The organism is Paraburkholderia sp. HC6.4b (assembly GCF_014200875.1).
Classification (GTDB): Bacteria; Pseudomonadota; Gammaproteobacteria; order Burkholderiales; family Burkholderiaceae; genus Paraburkholderia; species Paraburkholderia tuberum.
In genome coordinates this window covers 192,051-209,302 of sequence record NZ_JACHDC010000011.1, presented here as the reverse complement: position 1 = coordinate 209,302, position 17,252 = coordinate 192,051, and the positions used below count along the sequence as shown (strand labels likewise).

The following is a 17,252-nucleotide window of genomic DNA, read 5'->3' as shown; positions in this document are numbered from 1 at the left end:
GTCTCCGTTATCTTGCGTCTGGGCGCCGCGCGGGTCGCCTGCCCGTGATTTCGAAGGTGCGAACCCTTCCCGATGCTTTCACGGCTGTGCATGTTGCGCGAACCTCGGGTTTGTCCCGATCACTTCGGCGTCGCGCGCGGAAACGTCACGGCGATATGCACACCCTTGCCGCCCTCGCCCGCCTTCAGCGTGATCTCGCCGTGATGGGCGTCCGCGATTTCGCGCACGATCGCAAGACCGAGGCCCGTGCCCTCGGTATCCGTCGACGCACGAAAGAACGGCTCGAACACGCGGCCGCGCGATTCGGCCGGAATGCCGGGGCCGTTGTCGGTCACGCTGACCGTCACCGCATTGGCCGCGGTATCAGCGTTCACGGCGACCGTCACGTGACCACCGCTGCCCGTATAGCGAATCGCGTTCTCGGCGAGATTCGCGATCAGTGCCTGCAACAAGCCGCGATGTCCGAGCACCGGCGCCGCGCCGTGCAATTCCGCGCCCAGATCGATTTCACGTGCCTGCGCGAGCAGGCCGAGATCTTCGACGACCTCCATCGCGAGCGGCACCAGATCGACGCGTTCCATGGCGAGCTGCGAGTTGTCGGCGGCCTCGGCCTGCGCGAGCAAAAGCAGCTTGTTGGTGAGCCCGACCATCGAACGGTTGCTGCGATGCATCGCGGCAAGCGCTTCGTCGAGCGCGGGATTGAGGCCTTCCTGCTGCCGCGCGAATTGCAGTTGCGTGCCGAGCAGCGTGAGCGGCGTGCGCAACTGATGCGCGGCGTCGGCGATAAAGCGCCGCTGCGCCGCCACCTGCACGCCGAGCCGCGCGATGCACTGATTGATCGCATCGACGATGGGCCGCAGTTCCGTATGCAGACGCTCGACGCGAATCGGTTCGAGCTGCATCGGATCGCGGTCGGCCACCTCGTCTTTCACCTTCATCAACGGCCGCAACTCGAACGTGAGCCCGATGCAAACGAGCGCCACCGCCAGCGCGATCATTTCGAGCTGGCGCACGAGTTGCGGCCGCCACAGCTGTTGCGTCATCGCATCGCGCGAGCGCACGGTCTTGCCGACCGTCACGCGCACGGGACGCGTCGCGCCGTTGTCGTACATGAGCCGCACGATGTCGACAGCGCGCACCTGCTGGCCGCGCAACTGCGTGTAGTACGAATCCGGCACGTCGGGCGCCCGCAGCGGACGCGGCGGGAAATCAGGCGTACCCGCGAGCAGCCGCCCATCGTCGACACGCACGCTATAGAACACCTGGTCGCGATATGGCGATGCGAAGATCTCGAGCGCGGCGGGCGGCACATCGACACGCAGAAAGCCGTCGCTCCATTCGACCTCGCCCGCGATCATCCGCGCCGACGCGACCAGCTGATTGTCCTGCACCAGATTCGCGGTGTGCCGCGCGTTGTCGTACTCGGTCTTGCCGGTCACGAACACATAAAGCGCGAGCGGGACGAGCAGCCACCACAGCAGGCGTATGCGTAGGCTATTGGCCATCGTTACTGGTCGTCTTCCCGCTTGCGCAGCAGATAGCCGAGCCCGCGCAGCGTGACGATCGCGGCCGAGCTGCCATCGAGCTTCTTGCGCAGACGCGAAATGTAGATCTCGACCGCATCCTCGCTCGGCTCGTCGGCGAGCGTGAAGATCGCATCGACGAGCGCCGGCTTCGTCACCGTCTTGCCGAGGCGCAGGATCAGCGCTTCGAGCACCGAACGCTCGCGCGGCGTCACGTTCAGCGGCGCGCCCTTCAGCGTGAACTGGCGCGTGTCGATGTCGAACGACAGATCGCCGCACACCACCTCGCCCGCTTTCGACGGTGACTGCCGCCGAATCGCCACCTTGATGCGCGCGATCAGCTCGCGCACTTCGAACGGCTTCACCAGATAGTCGTCGGCGCCGGCGCCGAGCAGCTCCACCTTCTCGTCGATCGAGCCGCTCGCGGTGAGGATCAGCACCGGCGTCGCGTCGCCACGCTGACGCAGCCGGCGCAGCACGTTCTTGCCCGACAGCTTCGGCAGGTTCAGGTCGAGCAGGATCACGTCGTAGTGATTGGTGCGCAGCAGGCGGTCGGCTTCATCGCCGTCCTGCACGGCGTCGAGCGCGAAGGCCTCCTGCTCCAGCATCTTCGCGAGCCAGTGCGCAAGCGTGGGGTTGTCTTCGATCAGCAGCAGCTTCATGGCGGCAACGGCAAAAGTCAGGTCGTCGATTGTGCCTTAAAACAAGAGGGCCGCGCGCATACCGTGTGGTTTGCCGCATACGTCCAGTGCCCGCCGCGAGCGCAGTGCCGATCCGCGCGCAATGTCGGCGCATTTTCGGCGCATTTTCGGCGCTTTTTCGGGTTAACACCCATGTTTTGCGCCAAACCCCGAAAGCTGCCAGAAGGTTTCGCGTTTCTATAATCGCCCCCATTGACCCAGAAAAGCGCCGCGCACCACGGGGTCGCGGCGACCCACCTAAGGAGACTGCTTCATGCGTACCTTGCGCCAGATTGCCGCTGTGTCAGGAGTTGCGTTCGCCCTTGCCGCCGCATCGGCCGCCGCTCACGCCGAGAAAATCACGATCATGGTCGGCGGCGCCACCAAGATCATCTATCTGCCGGCCAAGCTCACCGAGCAGCTCGGTTACTTCAAGGACGAAGGCCTCGACGTCGAGATCCTGTCGCAGCCGGCCGGTGTCGATGCGGAGAACGAACTGCTCGCGGGCGCGGTGCAAGGCGTGGTCGGCTTCTACGATCATACGATCGACCTGCAGAGCAAGGGCAAGGAAGTGCAGGCGCTCGTCGTCTTCGGCCAGGTGCCGGGCGAAGTAGAGATGGTCTCGACGAAGGCGGCCGATTCGCTGAAGAGCATGGCCGACGTCAAAGGCAAGACGCTCGGCGTGACCGGCCTCGGTTCGTCGACCAGCTTCCTCACGCAGTACCTCGCGCAGCGCGCGGGCGTGCCGTCGACGCAATACACGATGTTGCCGGTCGGCGCGGACAACAGCTTCATCGCCGCCGTCAAGCAAGGCCGCATCGACGCCGGCATGACCACCGAGCCGACCGTCTCGCAACTGCTCAAGACCGGCGACGCGAAGGTGCTGGTCGACATGCGCAACGTGGACGGCACGCGCGCCGCGCTCGGCGGCACCTACCCCGCTTCGAGTTTCTACGTGCAGCGCGCGTGGGCCGAAGCGCACAAGGACGAGGCCGCGAAGCTCTCGCACGCGTTCGCGAAGACGCTGAACTACATCGCGACGCATAGCGCCGAGGACATCGCCGCGCAGATGCCGAAAGACTACTACGGCAACAACAAGGACCTGTACGTGAACGCGCTGAAGGCGTCGCTGCCGATGTTCACGAAGGACGGCAAGATGCCCGCCGACGGCCCGGATACGGTGCTGAAGGTGCTGTCCGCATTCAATCCGTCGGTGAAGGGCAAGCATATCGATCTCGCCAAGACCTACACCAACGACTACGTGTCGGCGCCGGTCAAGACCGCGTCGAAGTAACGCTTCTTTCATCTTCACAGAACTGCGAGGCACCCGCCGATGAATCAACCTATGTCACGCGAGACGCCAGCGATCGAAATGCGCAACGTGTCGTGCCGTTTCATTTCCCCGGACGGCAAGGCCACGATCGCGCTGCGCGACTTCAGCATGTCGGTGGCACGCGGCGAATTCGTCGCGGTGGTCGGCCCGACCGGCTGCGGCAAGTCCACCACGCTCAGCATGATCACCGGCTTGCTGAAGCCGACCACCGGCGAAGTGCGCGTGATGGGCGCGCCGGTGGACGGCATCGATCCGCGCATCGGTTTCGTGTTTCAGGCCGATGCGGTGTTTCCGTGGCGCTCGGTGCTCGACAACGTCGCGGCGGGTCCGCTGTATCGCGGCCGCTCGAAATCGGCCGCTTACGATGAAGCAAACGAATGGCTGCGCCGCGTTGGCCTCGACAAGTTCGGCAAGCACTATCCGCATCAACTGTCCGGCGGCATGCGCAAGCGCGTCGCGCTTGCGCAGACCTTCATCAACAAGCCGGAAATCCTGCTGATGGACGAGCCGTTCTCGGCGCTCGACATGCAGACGCGCACCTTGATGCAGGACGAGTTGCTGCAATTGTGGGGCGGCGCCGGCTCGGTCGTGTTCGTCACGCACGACCTCGAAGAAGCGATTGCGCTCGCCGACCGCGTGTTCGTGCTAACTGCCCGCCCCGCCACGCTGAAGAAAGTCTACGAAATCGATCTGCCGCGACCGCGCGTCACATCGGAGATCCGCTACGACTCACGCTTCATCGAAATTTCGCGCGATATCTGGCATGACCTGCGCGAAGAAGTGCAGATCGGTTAATCAAGGAACGGCAAACATGTCTACACCCTCTCAACAGATGATGCCCTCGGGCATCGACGCCGCGTCGCTCGCTCACGTCGAGCGTATTGCGCAGAAGAAGATCCGCCAGCGCCAGGTTCTGGTGATTTCGCTGCGCATTCTCCTGCTCGTGGTCGTGCTCGGCGGCTGGGAACTGTCCGCGCGCCTGAAGTGGATCGACCCTTTCTTCTTCTCGATGCCGACCGAGATCTTCGCTCAGATCGTCGACTGGTTCGTGAACGGTACCTCGCAAGGGCCGCTGCTCACGCAGGTGTGGGTCACGCTCGAGGAAACGGGGCTCGGCTTCATCATCGGTTCGATCGGGGGCATCTTCTGCGGCATCGTGCTCGGCCGCAACAAGCTGCTCTCCGACGTGTTCAGTCTCTACATCAAGATCGCCAACTCGATCCCGCGCGTCGTGCTCGGCTCGGTGTTCGTGATCGCGCTCGGGCTCGGCATGGCATCGAAAGTCGCGCTCGCGGTCGTGATGGTGTTTTTCGTCGTGTTCGCCAACGCGTTCCAGGGCGTGCGCGAAGCGGATCGCTACATGATCGCGAATGCGCAGATTCTCGGCGCGTCGCGCCGTCAGGTGACGACCTCGGTCGTGATTCCGTCGGCGCTCAGCTGGATTCTCGCGAGCCTGCACGTGAGCTTCGGCTTTGCGCTGGTCGGCGCGGTGGTCGGCGAGTTTCTCGGCTCGAAGCAGGGCATCGGCTTGCTGATCTCCACCGCGCAGGGCGCGTTCAATGCGGCCGGCGTGTTCGCGGCGATGATCGTGCTGGCGGTGGTCGCGCTTGCCGCCGACTACCTGCTGACCGCGGTGGAGAGTCGATTGTTGAAGTGGCGGCCGAGTTCGGTTTAAGCCAGGGCAGCGCAGAGTCCACAAACAGTAGTTCGCTGCACCGATGCCGCTCAGTCTTCTGGACTGAGCGGCATTTTTATTTGCTAACGCACATCCTGTCTCCCGCCAGCAAACTGTTTTTCGCAATACGTTGGTCACCTCGCAACACTTCTTTCTTTCAATCCCCCACCAGAAGCCAACATCCGGCTGCCAGCCGGTTCCATGCGCTATGGCACGCTCGATGCATACCCCACCGCGCAAGTCAGGCGATTGCCAACATCGATCGCGGATCGAAGCGAGGTGAGTCATGTCGAGTGCACAGAGTCAACGCCGGTCAACCAACGGGTACGGCGGCCCGTTCATGCGCGCCGCGAATCGCCGCGATCGTCATCATTCGAGCGGATTCGTGCTGTTCGGCTTGCGCACCGCCGGTGTGATCGGCCGCGGACCGAAACGCCTCTGGCCGTATGTCCTGCCCTGGCTGTTCATCCTACTGACGATCGGTTCCATCTGCCTCGTCGTGCGCGGCGTGCTCACGCGTCAATTGCTGGTACCGCCGGTGGAGACACCGCAAACGTTGACCGAGCGCGGCTATACGGCGAACTTTCTCGCCGAGCGGATCATGTCGGCGATGAAGGAAATCGGCCAGGATGCCGAATCGATTCCGCACGACACGATGACCAGCAACGACGCGCAGCAGGACATCCAGATTCCGGGTCAGGAAATGTCGTATGCGACGACGGTGCGCTTCATCAAAGGCGTGCTCAAACGCGACGATGTCGCCGTGCACATCGGCATCACGAAGACGAATGGCAGCGCGGATTCATACGTCGCGCACGTGCAGATAGAACACGGACCGTTCAACGGCCGCGAAAGCACGGTGCCGTTCGAAGGGCGCGACCTCGAAAAGCTCGTGCGCGACATCGCAGTCACGGCGATGCGCCTCGCCGAACCTAACATCCTCGCCAGTCATCTGTTCACGCAGGTCCAAAAAAAGACCAAATGCTCGCTCGCGCAATGCGACTATCGCGAGATCGTCGGGATCTATGACGAAGTCCTCGCGTTGCCCTCATCCGAGCAAGCCCAATGGGCAGTCGCGGGTAAGGCGTGGTTGCTCGACAGTCAGCAGCGCTCGACAGAAGCCGAGCAGCAGATCCGTGAAGCATTGACCCAATACAAGCACTCGGCGGTGCTGCGCGCGAGTCTCGGCATTGCGCTCGAACAGCAGAACCGCATCGACGATGCGCTAAAGGAACTGCGGGCCGGCGCGAAGGAAAAGTCGCGCACCGCTGAAAACCTGCGACTGCTCGGCGACGTGCTGTTGCATTCGAACAAGCACGATCACGAAGCACTCGAAGCATTCAGGCAAGCTGCCAAGATGAACCCCGACTCCGTCGACACGCTGCACGACTGGGCCGAGGCGCTCGTCAAAACCGGCCACGACGACGAAGCGATCGACAAGCTGTCGCACGCCGTCGCGTTGCGTCCCGATCTCGCGCCGTCCTATGTGGAATGGGGCCACGCGCTGGAACACAAAGGCGCGCTGCGCGAGGCCGCGCGCAAGTATGCACAGGCATTGCAGCTCGACGCCGGCACGTTGTCGGCGCGCGAACGCGAGCTGGCGCTCTCGACGGACGCATCGCCCGACGAAGCCGACACCCGGACATCAAGGCCTGACCTGCGCGTCAAGCCCGTTTCGAATCCCATGACGTCGTACCCGCTTCGGGCATCGCTCGATACGGTAAGCGACGCCGTAGGACGGGTGATGCGAGCGGCCTGAGCCGCGCGCATTCGCCATTTGAGTTGGCAACACAGCCGAACAGGAGACAGTTCGATGGACAGCTTCGAAGATGCATTCAAAGCCTTGATCGGAAACGAAGGCGGGTACAGCTTCAATCCGGCCGATCCAGGCGGCGAAACGATGTGGGGTGTGACAGCGCGCGTCGCGCGCAGTGAGGGCTATAACGGCGCGATGAAAGACCTGCCGCTCGATACCGCCCATCAGATCGCCAAGCGCAGGTACTGGGACCCGTTGCATCTCGACGAACTCGATCCGCGCGTGGCTTTCCAGATTTTCGATGCGAACTACAACGGCGGCCTCGTCGTGCTGTGGATGCAGAAAGCGTCCGGCGCCAGGGAAGACGGCAAGTTCGGCCCCGACACGCTCGATGCGGTCAAGAACGCCGATCCGATGAAGTTCGTGATGCGCTTCGCCGCGTATCGTCTGCGGTACCTGCGGAACCTGCATTCGTGGCCGAGTTTCAGCCGCGGCTGGACCGAACGCATGGCAGCCAATCTTCTCCTGGGAGCAGCATGATGGACTGGTCTAAAGTAGCGAAGAATATCAACAGCACCGCCCCGCTTCTCGCCGGGCTCGTAGGGGGGCCGGTCGGCCTCGGCGTGACCGCTGCCGCCGCGATCATCTCGCACGCGCTCGGCACGCCGGGCGACCCGGCCTTCGTGGAACCCGCGTTGAACGACCCCGGCGCACTCGAAAAACTTCGCCAGGCCGAAAGCGCGAATTCGCTGCAATTGCAGCAGTTGATGGTGACGGCCGCGCAGTCGAGCCTCGCGCACGACGCCGACATGGCCCGCATCGCCACGAGCGACACCGCGAATGCACGCGCGATGGGTGTCGCCAATCGCGACTGGGTCCCGAAGGTGCTCGCCATGGCCGTCACCGCCGGCTTCTTCGGCATTTTGCTGCTGATGGCGTTCCAGCCTTTGCCGGGTACCAACAAGGATCTCGTCAACGTGATCGTCGGCGCGTTGGGAACCGCGTGGATCAGCATCATCGGCTATTACTTCGGCACGTCGGTCGGCTCGATGCGCAAGACCGAGCTGCTCGCGAAGCCGAGCGTGCCGATCACGGCCGATAGCGCGTTGACGTTGCGCGAACCGGCGTCGCAGTCGGGAGCGCAAGCACCGGCGACGGCCGCGCCGTCCGGCGACCACTTCCCATCGTTCGCGCCGGGCGGGCAAGGTCCGATCTTCTCGGGCGGCAGTTGAGTCGATGCTACGTTAAGCGAATCATGCATACGACGAAGTACATTGACCGTCGCGTGCATGTCCGCCTCAAAGCAGGGCTCTTTCGCCAGCGCGCGTTTTGCGCTAAGTTGGCAACGCGAAGTCCATCCCGTCCCGAGTGGAGCGATAAAAGATGAGTGACGTCGAGCAGAACGCGCAGAACGATCCGATCGAACACGTCGTGCTACTGTTGATGGAGAATCACTCGTTCGACCAGATGCTCGGCTGCCTCGACGCCGTGCACGACAAACTGGACGGCGTGCGCAACGCGGCCGGCAAATCGAACGCCGACGGTCAAGGCCACACCTTCTATCCGCGTGAAACGCGCGAGCGGCAGATGAAGGACGATCCGAATCACGAGCACAAGGCCGTGATGGAACAGATCGCCGCCGACAACAGCGGTTTCGTGCGTACGTTCGTGAACGACTACCCGAAGAGCAGCCTCGCCGCGCGGCAAGACGTGATGGGCTATTACCCGCTCGGCTTTCTGCCCGCGCTGCACACGCTCGGTTCGCAATTCACCGTGTGCGACCGGTGGTTCTCGTCATTGCCGGGGCCGACGTGGCCCAACCGTTTTTTCGCGCTGACGGGTACGTCGAAAGGCGAGATCGGAATGCCTTCGGGACTCGACGGGCTCAATCCGCACTGGTACACCGAGCAGGATCAGGACACGATTTTCGATCGGCTGAACGCCGCGCGCAAAACGTGGAGCGTCTATTTCTACGACTTCCCCGCCTCGTTGCTGCTGAAGAACCAGCGACGCGCGGAAAACCTTGCGAATTACCGCTCTTTCGATCAATTCTTCGAGGACGCAGCGGGACCCGCCAGTCAGTTTCCGCAATTCGTACTGATCGAGCCGAAGTACTTCGGCGAAGCGCAGAACGACGATCATCCGCCGCACAACATCATGAAGGCAGAGAAGCTGATCGCGGATACCTACAATGCGCTGCGCTCGAATCAGGCGCTGTGGGAGCGCACGTTACTGGTGGTCCTCTACGATGAGCACGGCGGTTTCTACGACCACGTATCGCCGCCGGCCGACGTGCTCGCACCCGACGACCACACCGCGAGCTTCGATTTCAAACGACTCGGCGTGCGTGTTCCCGCCATCCTGGTGTCACCGTGGTGCGAAGCCGGCGTGTGCAACGAACGATTCGATCATTGCAGCCTGCTGAAGTACCTGTGCGACAAGTGGCAAATGCCACCGCTCGGCAAGCGCACCGAGGCGTCCGCGAACCTCGGTGTGGCGATTCGCCGTGGCGGCGGCGCGCGCACCGATACGCCGCCGTTTATTCGCGTACCCAATCAATCGCTGATTGCGCAGCACGTCGAACTGGAGCGCAAATCGTCGAATGGCAATCAGCATGGCCTGCATCACTTCGCCGACTATCTGCACGCGGAACTGGACCGGCTCGCCGCCGAGGCGGTCGAGGCGGCCGCGCAACTGGCGCGCACCGGCAACGCATGGGTGCGCTTCAAGAGCGCGTTGGGCTCGCTGATGATGAGTCTCGGCCAGTGGCTCAGCAAGGACTTCTACGACGCACGCGACCAACGCGATGCACGCACGAGCCAGGCGTTCACGCGTTTGCGGCAATCGGTCCGTGGGGCGACGCCGGGCATCGCGCGAAACGATGCGGAAGAAACGGCCTCGCCCGTCAATCCGGTTCCGGAGAAATAGCACGCCGCAAAGCGGTGGTAGTGTGGAACGTTGCCGGATGCCAAAGTTCGTGAAATCGGGGACCTTGGATTTCTTCGACTATTTCAATCGTCTTGACGCAGTGGCCGGTTGGCAGTGCCCGGTTGGCAGTGACGGTATCAGTGAAGCGGACGGTGAATCGTGCCACAGAAACCGGGAATTTCGGTTCGGGACCGCCGCAGCGCAGCGCTGCCTGCCATTCAGAGGGAGCTCCACGCGAGCGTTGCGGCGATGCAGTGGATCGTCAACGCCTACCTGCTCTTTCTCGGGTCCTTTGTGCTGGTGGGCGGATCGATGGGTGACAAGCTGCCAGACCGGGCGGTTGCTGGAGCCGGACGCGCAAGCTGCGGCGGCAGCCGGCGATGCTCATACGCCGCCGCAGACACCCGTGGCGAAGGCGGAAGCCGACGCCATCACTGACGCGCTGCGCGCAGTCGCGCTGGTGTCCGGCGCGTGCGCGTTCGCAGGAGCGGGTCTCGCGGTGGCGACCATCCAGCCCGCAAGTGATGTGCTTGGCGTCGCCGGACGCGCCTGCTTTCGGCATCCGTACTTCGATCTCCGCTGAAACGTACCGCCTTCAGGCAGGCAACCATTATGCGCGGCCCGCTGACGGATCGCCGTGTACACGTTTGCTGCCAATCGCGCCGCAACCATGTGCGGGGACTGAGCCGTGGACAAGGTGCGGAACCCTTCTTGAAAATTCCGTGAAGCAATGAGGGGGTGGTCGAGCGTCCTGACGAATGCTCTGCGCATTCTTTCGGTATCGCCAAATCCGGTCTCTCTGGCGATCACTGCAAGTGAGAGTTCTCCGGTATCGACGAGGCTGCGAGCGGCATCGACCCGCAGGATGAGCAAGATCGACCAGGTTTTGTACGTCAGCAAGAGCATACGTCGTCGGGCGTTCGCGACGGCGGAAGATAGCCGCCCGCGCCCGTGCCGAGCACACCCCGGCGTCGACCGTCAGGTCGGCCGGCAGCGCAACCTTCAACATCGACATCGTCTGAACGCCGTCTCCATTACGAAATGCGGTGCCTGGAGCGCGAGGGGTGTGCGCTACTCGAATGCAACGAGGGCTTGCGGCGAAGGTGGCAGCGGCATCACCGTTACGTTGGAAAAGCCGGCTTCGCGGCCCATTTGCTCGAGTTCGCGCGCGGTGTACGCGTCGCCTTGCGGCGTGGACGCAAGCATCATAAAGGAAAACGCGGCGGCGAACGGCGGCGACACGCGATCCTCGTCGGGAACAAATTCCACCGCGAGCGCTCGCCCTGCGGGACTGAGGCTCCTGCGGACTTTCGAGAGTAATTCCACGCAGGTTGGCGGATCGAAGTGGTGCAGGAAGTTCGTGACCAGCGCCAGATCGAAATTCGTACCCCAATCGACTTCGAACGCACTGCCGGCGACCGTGCGGTAACGCGAACTGACACCGGCCGCTGCGGCGTTCTCCGTCGCGACCTCGAGAACCGGTTGCCAGTCGGTCGCCACGATTTCCGCGCCGGGAATCGCTTCGGCGATCGCGATTCCGAACAGCCCATGCCCGGCTGCAATGTCCAGCACGCGCTTCGGTGCCTGAGGCCGCGCACTCACGTGTTGCGCGATGCTCTGTGCGGTTTGTGTCACGAACGGTGCCATCGCACGCGCAAACTTCACCCAGACGGGATGCTCGGGCTCGATGTTGCCCAGCCCCACGGCTCCTCCGTTGCGAACGAACGCGGCGGGGTCGTCCAGCCACAGTGCCGTCATTTCAGGAGCCGCCAGGAAATCCACGATGCTCCCCATCCAGGCCGGCGAGGAAGTCGTCAGGAATGCGGTGGTCGACGGCGTCAATCGGTACTGTCCCGTTTCCTTCTGCAGAAACCCGTGCACGGTCAGAAAGTCGCAGAGTATGCGCACACCGCGCTCGGCGGCCTTTACCCGCTCGGCTATACGCTTAACGTCGCCGTGCTCGTCCGCTATCGCGGTGAACAGATCGAGCTCGACGGCGGCTTTCACCGCGGCAGTCTTCTGATAGGCTATCGCGGCATCGACGAAGGCCTGCGGAGAGATGTCGTCCATGGTCGGTAGCCTATCGTGAGATACCCTGCAAACAGATGTTTGAATCGAATCTTTCTTGGCGGGTTTTCAACGCGTTTGTGCAGCATGGGGCTTCTGATAAGCCTAGTCGAATAATGGCTGCGTGTCGAACCTCTGATTGGAGCGGGGCGAGCGGCCACTCCGCAGGCCTGCTCGCATTCAGCGGAATCCCGAATTCGCGGCGCTGGCGCACTCCGTGAGTCTCGGCCGGAACCCGAATTTCTGGGTTCGGCCATAAGTCGACGTTTGACAGCCGCCGCAATCCGACATCCAAATGACCAGTCCCACCCTGGTACCGGCCAGCCATCCAAGTATCCAGGCGAATCGATGCATCAGTACCGGAACAAGCGCTATCAAAGTGCGACCTCGAGAGGCGCCCTTTGAGGGATTGCACCGTTGACATTGGGCTAGCGCGGGATCAATACATGGGCACTGGGCGTTCGCCCGGGGGGCGCCACGAGTGGGTCAGTTAAACTCCTCCCCTGATGCCAAAGGGACGCTGAAGCAATGAATTTAGTGCGTGCAACGAATGGCCAGAGAGCCGCCTATGAAGCTTGATCCCGTTTCTCTCAGCTTTTTCATCGCTGTGGTCGAAGAAGGAAGCATCGCAGCCGCCGCGGAACGAGAGCACATCGCCGCGCCGGCCGTGAGTAAGCGCATCAGCGCGCTCGAAGAAACACTGCGAACCACTTTGTTGACGCGCCATCATAAAGGCGTCGAGCCAACTGCTGCTGGGTATGTTTTGCTGAATCTTGCACGTCGCGCCGTCAACTACCTCGACGACATTCACAGCGAGATGCTGGATTTCGCCTCCGGTACGCGGGGGCAGGTGCGAGTTTTTTCAAATATCTCGGCGATAACCCAGTTCCTGCCCGATGACCTCGGGACCTTTCTTGCCGACCATCCGGCAGTCGAGATCCGGCTCGAGGAACGCAACAGCCTTGTCACGCTGCGTTCAGTCGCTGAGAACGCCGCAGACGTCGGAATCTTCACTGTCGAGCCTCACGCAGAGAGCGTCGAGACTCTGCCCTATGAGGAAGACGAGTTGGCCGTGGTGGTGCGGCGCGACCATCCGCTGGCAGGCAGAAGACATACTCGGTTCGAGGAGACTCTCTCGTGGGATTTCGTAGGGCTTCGTACTGGGAGTGCGATCAACACTCAGCTCACCCAGATCGCCAATCGGCTCCAAAAGGAGTTCAGGCTCCGGATACAGGTCACCGGCTACGATGCTCTTTGCTTGATGGTTTCGTCAGGCCTTGGCATTGCGGTTGCCCCTCGCAACCTCACCAAACTTTTCGTCAAACGCTTAGGAATTACCGAAGTGCCCCTCGAGGAGCCTTGGGCACGTCGTCGCCTCGGCATCGCGATTCGCAACCGCAAAGCCCTCTCGCCAGCGGCTGAGAGCCTTGTAGTGCACCTTCAGGCTCGGGCGGCCGCGCGCCGTGACGCGTAAGGCAGCCATAACGGTTCGTTACGGCTGGCTAGCGAAAGACTAATTCACGGACCAGCCCGCCTTCTCCATTATTTGACCCAACGGCACCGCAACGGCGCCGGTTAGATCTGGAGACACGAAGATGAGCAAGGCGCAATACGAAATCGCCCTCCTGCCGGGCGACGGTATCGGTCCTGAAGTGGTTGACGCTGCGGTTGGCGTCCTGAAGGCGGCGGCTGGGAACGAAGGCGTCGAGCTGAAATACACGACCTACGAAGCAGGCGCAAACCTCTACCAGCGCACTGGCGAATCAATGGCCGAAGCTGACGCGGTTGCCGTCGGCGAGGCAGACGCTGTTCTCCTGGGCGCGATGGGTCTGCCGACTGTTCGCAAGGATGACGGTACCGAAATTGCGCCTCAAATCGATCTGCGCGAACGCTATGGCCTGTTCGCGAGCTTGCGTCCCTGCGAGCTGTTCCCCGGCGTGCCGACGCGTGTAAAGGCCGAGAAAGTAAACATGCTCGTCATCCGTGAGACGACGGAAGGTCTGTTCGCTGGTCGTCACGACAAGCAGGAATCCAGCAATGAAGCTGTCAGCGATCGCCTGACGATCACCCGCGCTACCAGCGAAAAACTCTTTGAACTGGCGTTCGAGCAAGCCAGGCAGCGTCGCGAGACACATGGCACGCCCGGTCACGTCACGCTTCTGGACAAGTCGAACGTGCTGCGCAGCAACGCCTTTCTGCGCAAGGTGTTCGATGAAGTCGCGGAACGTCACCCCGACATCGGCACTGCCCGGATTTACATCGACGCCGGTTCGATGATGTTTGTCACCAACCCGGAACGCTATGACGTGGTGGTGACTGAGAACGTTTTCGGCGATATCACCTCGGAAATCGCAGCCGGTGTGGTGGGTGGTCTCGGCGTCGCACCCTCGGGCGACGTGAGCCTGAAGCACGGCATCTTCCAGCCGAGCCACGGCAGCGCGCCGGACATCGCCGGCAAGGGCGTAGCCAACCCGATTGCAACGATCTTGTCCGCTGCGATGATGCTCGAATGGATCGCCCGACAGAATGACGATCCGCGTTGCGAAAAGGTTGCTGCGGCGATTCGCCAGGCGACTGCCAAGGTGTTGCAAGACGGTCCGCGCACCCCGGACATCGGCGGCAACGGCAACACGGAAAGCGTCACGAAGGCAATCATCTCCGTGCTTAGCCACTAAGGAGCACGGAAATGGCGAAGATAGCGATTGTAGGCAGCGGAGCAATGGGCTCCGTATACGCTGGTCTGATGGTGAGCGCCGGCCACGAAGTACATGCGATCTGTCTGTGGCCCGATCACGTGGCCGCGATGCAAAAGAAAGGACTGCGTGTTGAAGGTGCCAGCGGCGACCGCACGGTGCCGATTCACGCCAGCACGACAACCGATGGTATTGGCGAGTGCGATCTCGTCATCATCGCGACGAAGGCGTTCGACGTTGAGGCTGCCGCTCGTGCCTCGGAACAACTCCTCGGTCCGAAGACAGTTGTTCAAACCATTCAGAACGGTTTGGGCTCTGCCGAAAAGGCTGCGACGATCCTCGGAGAGAACCGGATCGCGATAGGCGTTGTAGGAGGCTTTGGAGCATCGATTCGCGCACCCGGTCATGCACACCACAACGGCATGGAAATGATTCGCTTCGGCGCTTATCGTGGTCTGTCGCGTGATGACCTCGAAGCGTCTGCTGAAATCTGGCGCTCGTCGGGCTTCAAGGTTGCGATCTTCGGCGATCTTGATCAGATGGTTTGGGAAAAGCTGATCATGAACGTCGCGTTCTCGGGCACCACGTGTGCAACGGGAATGACCATCGGCGAAGTAATGGCGAACCCCAGTGCCTGGAGTGTAGCAAAGGGCGCGGCGGAAGAAGCGATTGCGGTGGCGAAAGCCGCTGGCATCCGCCTCGATGTGGGCGATCCGATCGAGCACATTCGCAAGCTTGGAAGCAAGATTCCCAATGCTCGCCCCTCGATGCTGCTCGACTATAACCTCGGCCGTCGCGGCGAAGTCGAAGCGATCAACGGATCAATTTCCCGCGAAGGCAGGAAGTACGGCGTGCCGACTCCTGTCAATGACACGGTAGTCGCGATCATCAAGGCGCGCGAAGCCAACTTCACCAAGTAATGAGATCCACCCACCCGGCAACGGGTGGGTGTCGTTCTTCGTCCGACAGTGACAGGCGAATCGCACCGATACTAAACAAGCGAAATGGAGACAATCATGAGCCGCCAAGGCAAATAGCGAATTAGTCGCGTGCAGGAACAGCTCCTTGGAAACGAGAACGCAAAAAAAGATTCCGGGCCTGCGCAGTTGAACTGAGCCGTTCCTATCGAGCCGAACTTACCCGGACATACGGTTTTGGACGCTGCGTTAAAACAACGCCGCGACACCTACCCTTTACCAGAGACATAAGGGGCAGCATATGCAAATCAATAAGGCATTGGAAGGTGGCGTAGCAATACGCGATGCCGAAACAGCGCTAATGTTGAAGGTCAAACTTCGCGTTATTCCGCTCATCATCATCTGCTATCTGTTCGCATGGTTTGATCGAATCAACATCAGCTTTGCGAAATTTCATCTGCAGAAGGAGCTTGCGCTGAGCGATACTGCCTACGGCCTGGGTGCTGCCCTGTTCGTAGTGGGGTACGTTGCCTGCGAAGTTCCGAGCAATCTGTTTCTCTTTCGTGTCGGACCGCGCAAATGGATCGCGCGCATCATGATCTCGTGGGGCATCGCCACGGCGTGCATGGTCTTCGTTCGGAGCGAGACGCAGTTCTACATTGCTCGCTTTATCATCGGCGCGATGGAGGCGGGTTTCGCACCAGGCGTCCTCTATTACCTTTCGACCTGGTTTCCTGCGAAGCATCGCGGCCGCGTCAGTGGGCTGCTTTTTCTCGCCCTGGCGTTCTCCGGCGTCCTCGGTGCGCCTTTGTCGGGCTTCATCCTCTCGCACTTCGACGGCTTCATGGGTATGGCCGCATGGCATTGGAACTTTCTGATCGGTGGCTTGCCCTGCGTGCTGCTGGGGTTCGTGGTGCTCTTCCGCTTTGACGATCGTGTCGAAGATGCCAAATGGCTCAATGACGACGAGAAGATTCTTTTGCGGTCCAAACTCGATGCCGACGCGAAGAAGGCCGAAAGCCACTCGTTTCTCGGTGCGTTGAAGTCGAAGGCCTTCCTGATTCTGGCGCTGGCGTACTTCCTCGTTCAGATCGCGTCCTACGGAATGAACTTCTGGATGCCACAGCTCATTCGCTCGTCGGGAATTAAAGACCCCTCTACCATCGGTCTACTCACAGCCCTCCCGTACTTGTTTGGTGGCATCGGGATGCTCACGATGGGCAAGCTGGGCGATCGTTCTGGGAATCGTCGAATGGTTTTCGCAGGTTGCATGCTGCTCACCGCCTTAGGCTTTCTTGGCGCGGGCATCTTCGCGAAGAACCCGGTTGCGCTGGTCGTCGCCCTGATTGTTCTCGGTACGGGCATGCTGACCACGATTCCGGCGTTCTGGACACTCCCGCCTAAGGTTGTGACCGGTGTGGGTGCTGCGGGCGGTATCGCACTGATCAATTCGATCGGGCAATTGGGCGGCATCGTCAGCCCTGTGATGGTCGGCCGTATTAGCGATTTGACCGGAAGCACAACTCCTGCGCTCTACACGATCGTCGCATTGTGCGTGCTTTGCGCAGCGATCGCTATCTGGGCCTTCCCGGCTCAACTTCGAGCCAAGGACGTCTAAGCCAACTCGGAACGACAGCCTTGCCGTTAGGGCGGGGCTTCCTTTTCCCCGAGCTATTCGTC

Annotated in this window: 15 protein-coding genes and 1 pseudogene; 13 read left to right on the top strand and 3 right to left on the bottom strand. The window is 61.7% G+C overall.

The window, feature by feature from the left end; all coding sequences use genetic code 11:
- Positions 1 to 119 precede the first annotated feature (119 nt).
- Together HDG34_RS18660 and HDG34_RS18655 are read right to left on the bottom strand one after the other, a co-directional pair.
- The gene (locus HDG34_RS18660; protein WP_184061633.1) at positions 120 to 1,505 is read right to left on the bottom strand and encodes a sensor histidine kinase; all 1,386 of its coding nucleotides are present in this window, start codon (positions 1,503 to 1,505) and stop codon (positions 120 to 122) included.
- 2 nt (positions 1,506 to 1,507) lie between these two features.
- Positions 1,508 to 2,185, bottom strand: coding sequence for a response regulator (locus tag HDG34_RS18655; RefSeq protein ID WP_018423692.1), 678 nt, complete (start codon positions 2,183 to 2,185; stop codon positions 1,508 to 1,510).
- A 292-nt stretch (positions 2,186 to 2,477) separates the two neighbouring features.
- Between HDG34_RS18655 and HDG34_RS18650 the strand changes: the two genes are divergently transcribed.
- From HDG34_RS18650 to HDG34_RS18615, 9 genes and pseudogenes are all read left to right on the top strand, one after another.
- Complete coding sequence (locus HDG34_RS18650; RefSeq protein WP_018423693.1) at positions 2,478 to 3,497, top strand: ABC transporter substrate-binding protein; 1,020 nt, start codon at positions 2,478 to 2,480, stop codon at positions 3,495 to 3,497.
- Positions 3,498 to 3,536: 39 nt separating this feature from the next.
- Positions 3,537 to 4,331: an ABC transporter ATP-binding protein gene (locus tag HDG34_RS18645; RefSeq protein WP_184024643.1), complete on the top strand. Its 795-nt coding sequence runs from the start codon at positions 3,537 to 3,539 to the stop codon at positions 4,329 to 4,331.
- A 16-nt stretch (positions 4,332 to 4,347) separates the two neighbouring features.
- Positions 4,348 to 5,211 carry an ABC transporter permease gene (locus HDG34_RS18640; RefSeq protein ID WP_184061632.1) on the top strand — a complete coding sequence of 288 codons (864 nt, stop codon included), beginning with the start codon at positions 4,348 to 4,350 and terminating at the stop codon, positions 5,209 to 5,211.
- A 286-nt stretch (positions 5,212 to 5,497) separates the two neighbouring features.
- Entirely contained in the window at positions 5,498 to 6,970 is a 1,473-nt protein-coding gene (locus HDG34_RS18635) for a tetratricopeptide repeat protein (protein ID WP_184061631.1), read from the top strand.
- Between the two features lie 54 nt (positions 6,971 to 7,024).
- The gene (locus HDG34_RS18630; RefSeq protein WP_090807511.1) at positions 7,025 to 7,507 is read left to right on the top strand and encodes a glycoside hydrolase family 108 protein; all 483 of its coding nucleotides are present in this window, start codon (positions 7,025 to 7,027) and stop codon (positions 7,505 to 7,507) included.
- The gene (locus tag HDG34_RS18625; protein ID WP_184061680.1) at positions 7,507 to 8,199 is read left to right on the top strand and encodes a hypothetical protein; all 693 of its coding nucleotides are present in this window, start codon (positions 7,507 to 7,509) and stop codon (positions 8,197 to 8,199) included. The genes HDG34_RS18630 and HDG34_RS18625 overlap by 1 nt, the downstream gene beginning before the upstream one ends.
- A gap of 151 nt (positions 8,200 to 8,350) precedes the next feature.
- Positions 8,351 to 9,895: an alkaline phosphatase family protein gene (locus HDG34_RS18620; RefSeq protein ID WP_184061630.1), complete on the top strand. Its 1,545-nt coding sequence runs from the start codon at positions 8,351 to 8,353 to the stop codon at positions 9,893 to 9,895.
- 198 nt (positions 9,896 to 10,093) lie between these two features.
- Positions 10,094 to 10,255: pseudogene (locus tag HDG34_RS40180) on the top strand (MFS transporter); the annotation flags it as partial.
- On the top strand, positions 10,212 to 10,478 hold the full coding sequence (locus tag HDG34_RS18615; protein ID WP_409259434.1) for a hypothetical protein: 267 nt from the start codon (positions 10,212 to 10,214) through the stop codon (positions 10,476 to 10,478). The pseudogene HDG34_RS40180 and the gene HDG34_RS18615, both read left to right, overlap by 44 nt.
- A gap of 488 nt (positions 10,479 to 10,966) precedes the next feature.
- On the opposite strand, the gene HDG34_RS18610 is transcribed toward HDG34_RS18615, so the two are convergent.
- Positions 10,967 to 11,965, bottom strand: a complete 999-nt coding sequence (locus HDG34_RS18610; RefSeq protein ID WP_184061629.1) for a class I SAM-dependent methyltransferase — start codon at positions 11,963 to 11,965, stop codon at positions 10,967 to 10,969.
- A gap of 565 nt (positions 11,966 to 12,530) precedes the next feature.
- On the opposite strand from HDG34_RS18610, the gene HDG34_RS18605 reads away from it, so the two are divergent.
- The 4 genes from HDG34_RS18605 (at position 12,531) to HDG34_RS18590 (ending at position 17,190) form a co-directional block, all read left to right on the top strand.
- Positions 12,531 to 13,436, top strand: coding sequence for a LysR family transcriptional regulator (locus tag HDG34_RS18605; protein ID WP_184061628.1), 906 nt, complete (start codon positions 12,531 to 12,533; stop codon positions 13,434 to 13,436).
- 121 nt (positions 13,437 to 13,557) lie between these two features.
- Positions 13,558 to 14,637, top strand: a complete 1,080-nt coding sequence (locus HDG34_RS18600) for an isocitrate/isopropylmalate dehydrogenase family protein (RefSeq protein WP_184061627.1) — start codon at positions 13,558 to 13,560, stop codon at positions 14,635 to 14,637.
- Positions 14,638 to 14,648: 11 nt separating this feature from the next.
- On the top strand, positions 14,649 to 15,575 hold the full coding sequence (locus tag HDG34_RS18595) for a ketopantoate reductase family protein (protein WP_184061626.1): 927 nt from the start codon (positions 14,649 to 14,651) through the stop codon (positions 15,573 to 15,575).
- A gap of 298 nt (positions 15,576 to 15,873) precedes the next feature.
- Positions 15,874 to 17,190, top strand: a complete 1,317-nt coding sequence (locus HDG34_RS18590) for an MFS transporter (RefSeq protein ID WP_184061625.1) — start codon at positions 15,874 to 15,876, stop codon at positions 17,188 to 17,190.
- Positions 17,191 to 17,252 lie beyond the last annotated feature (62 nt).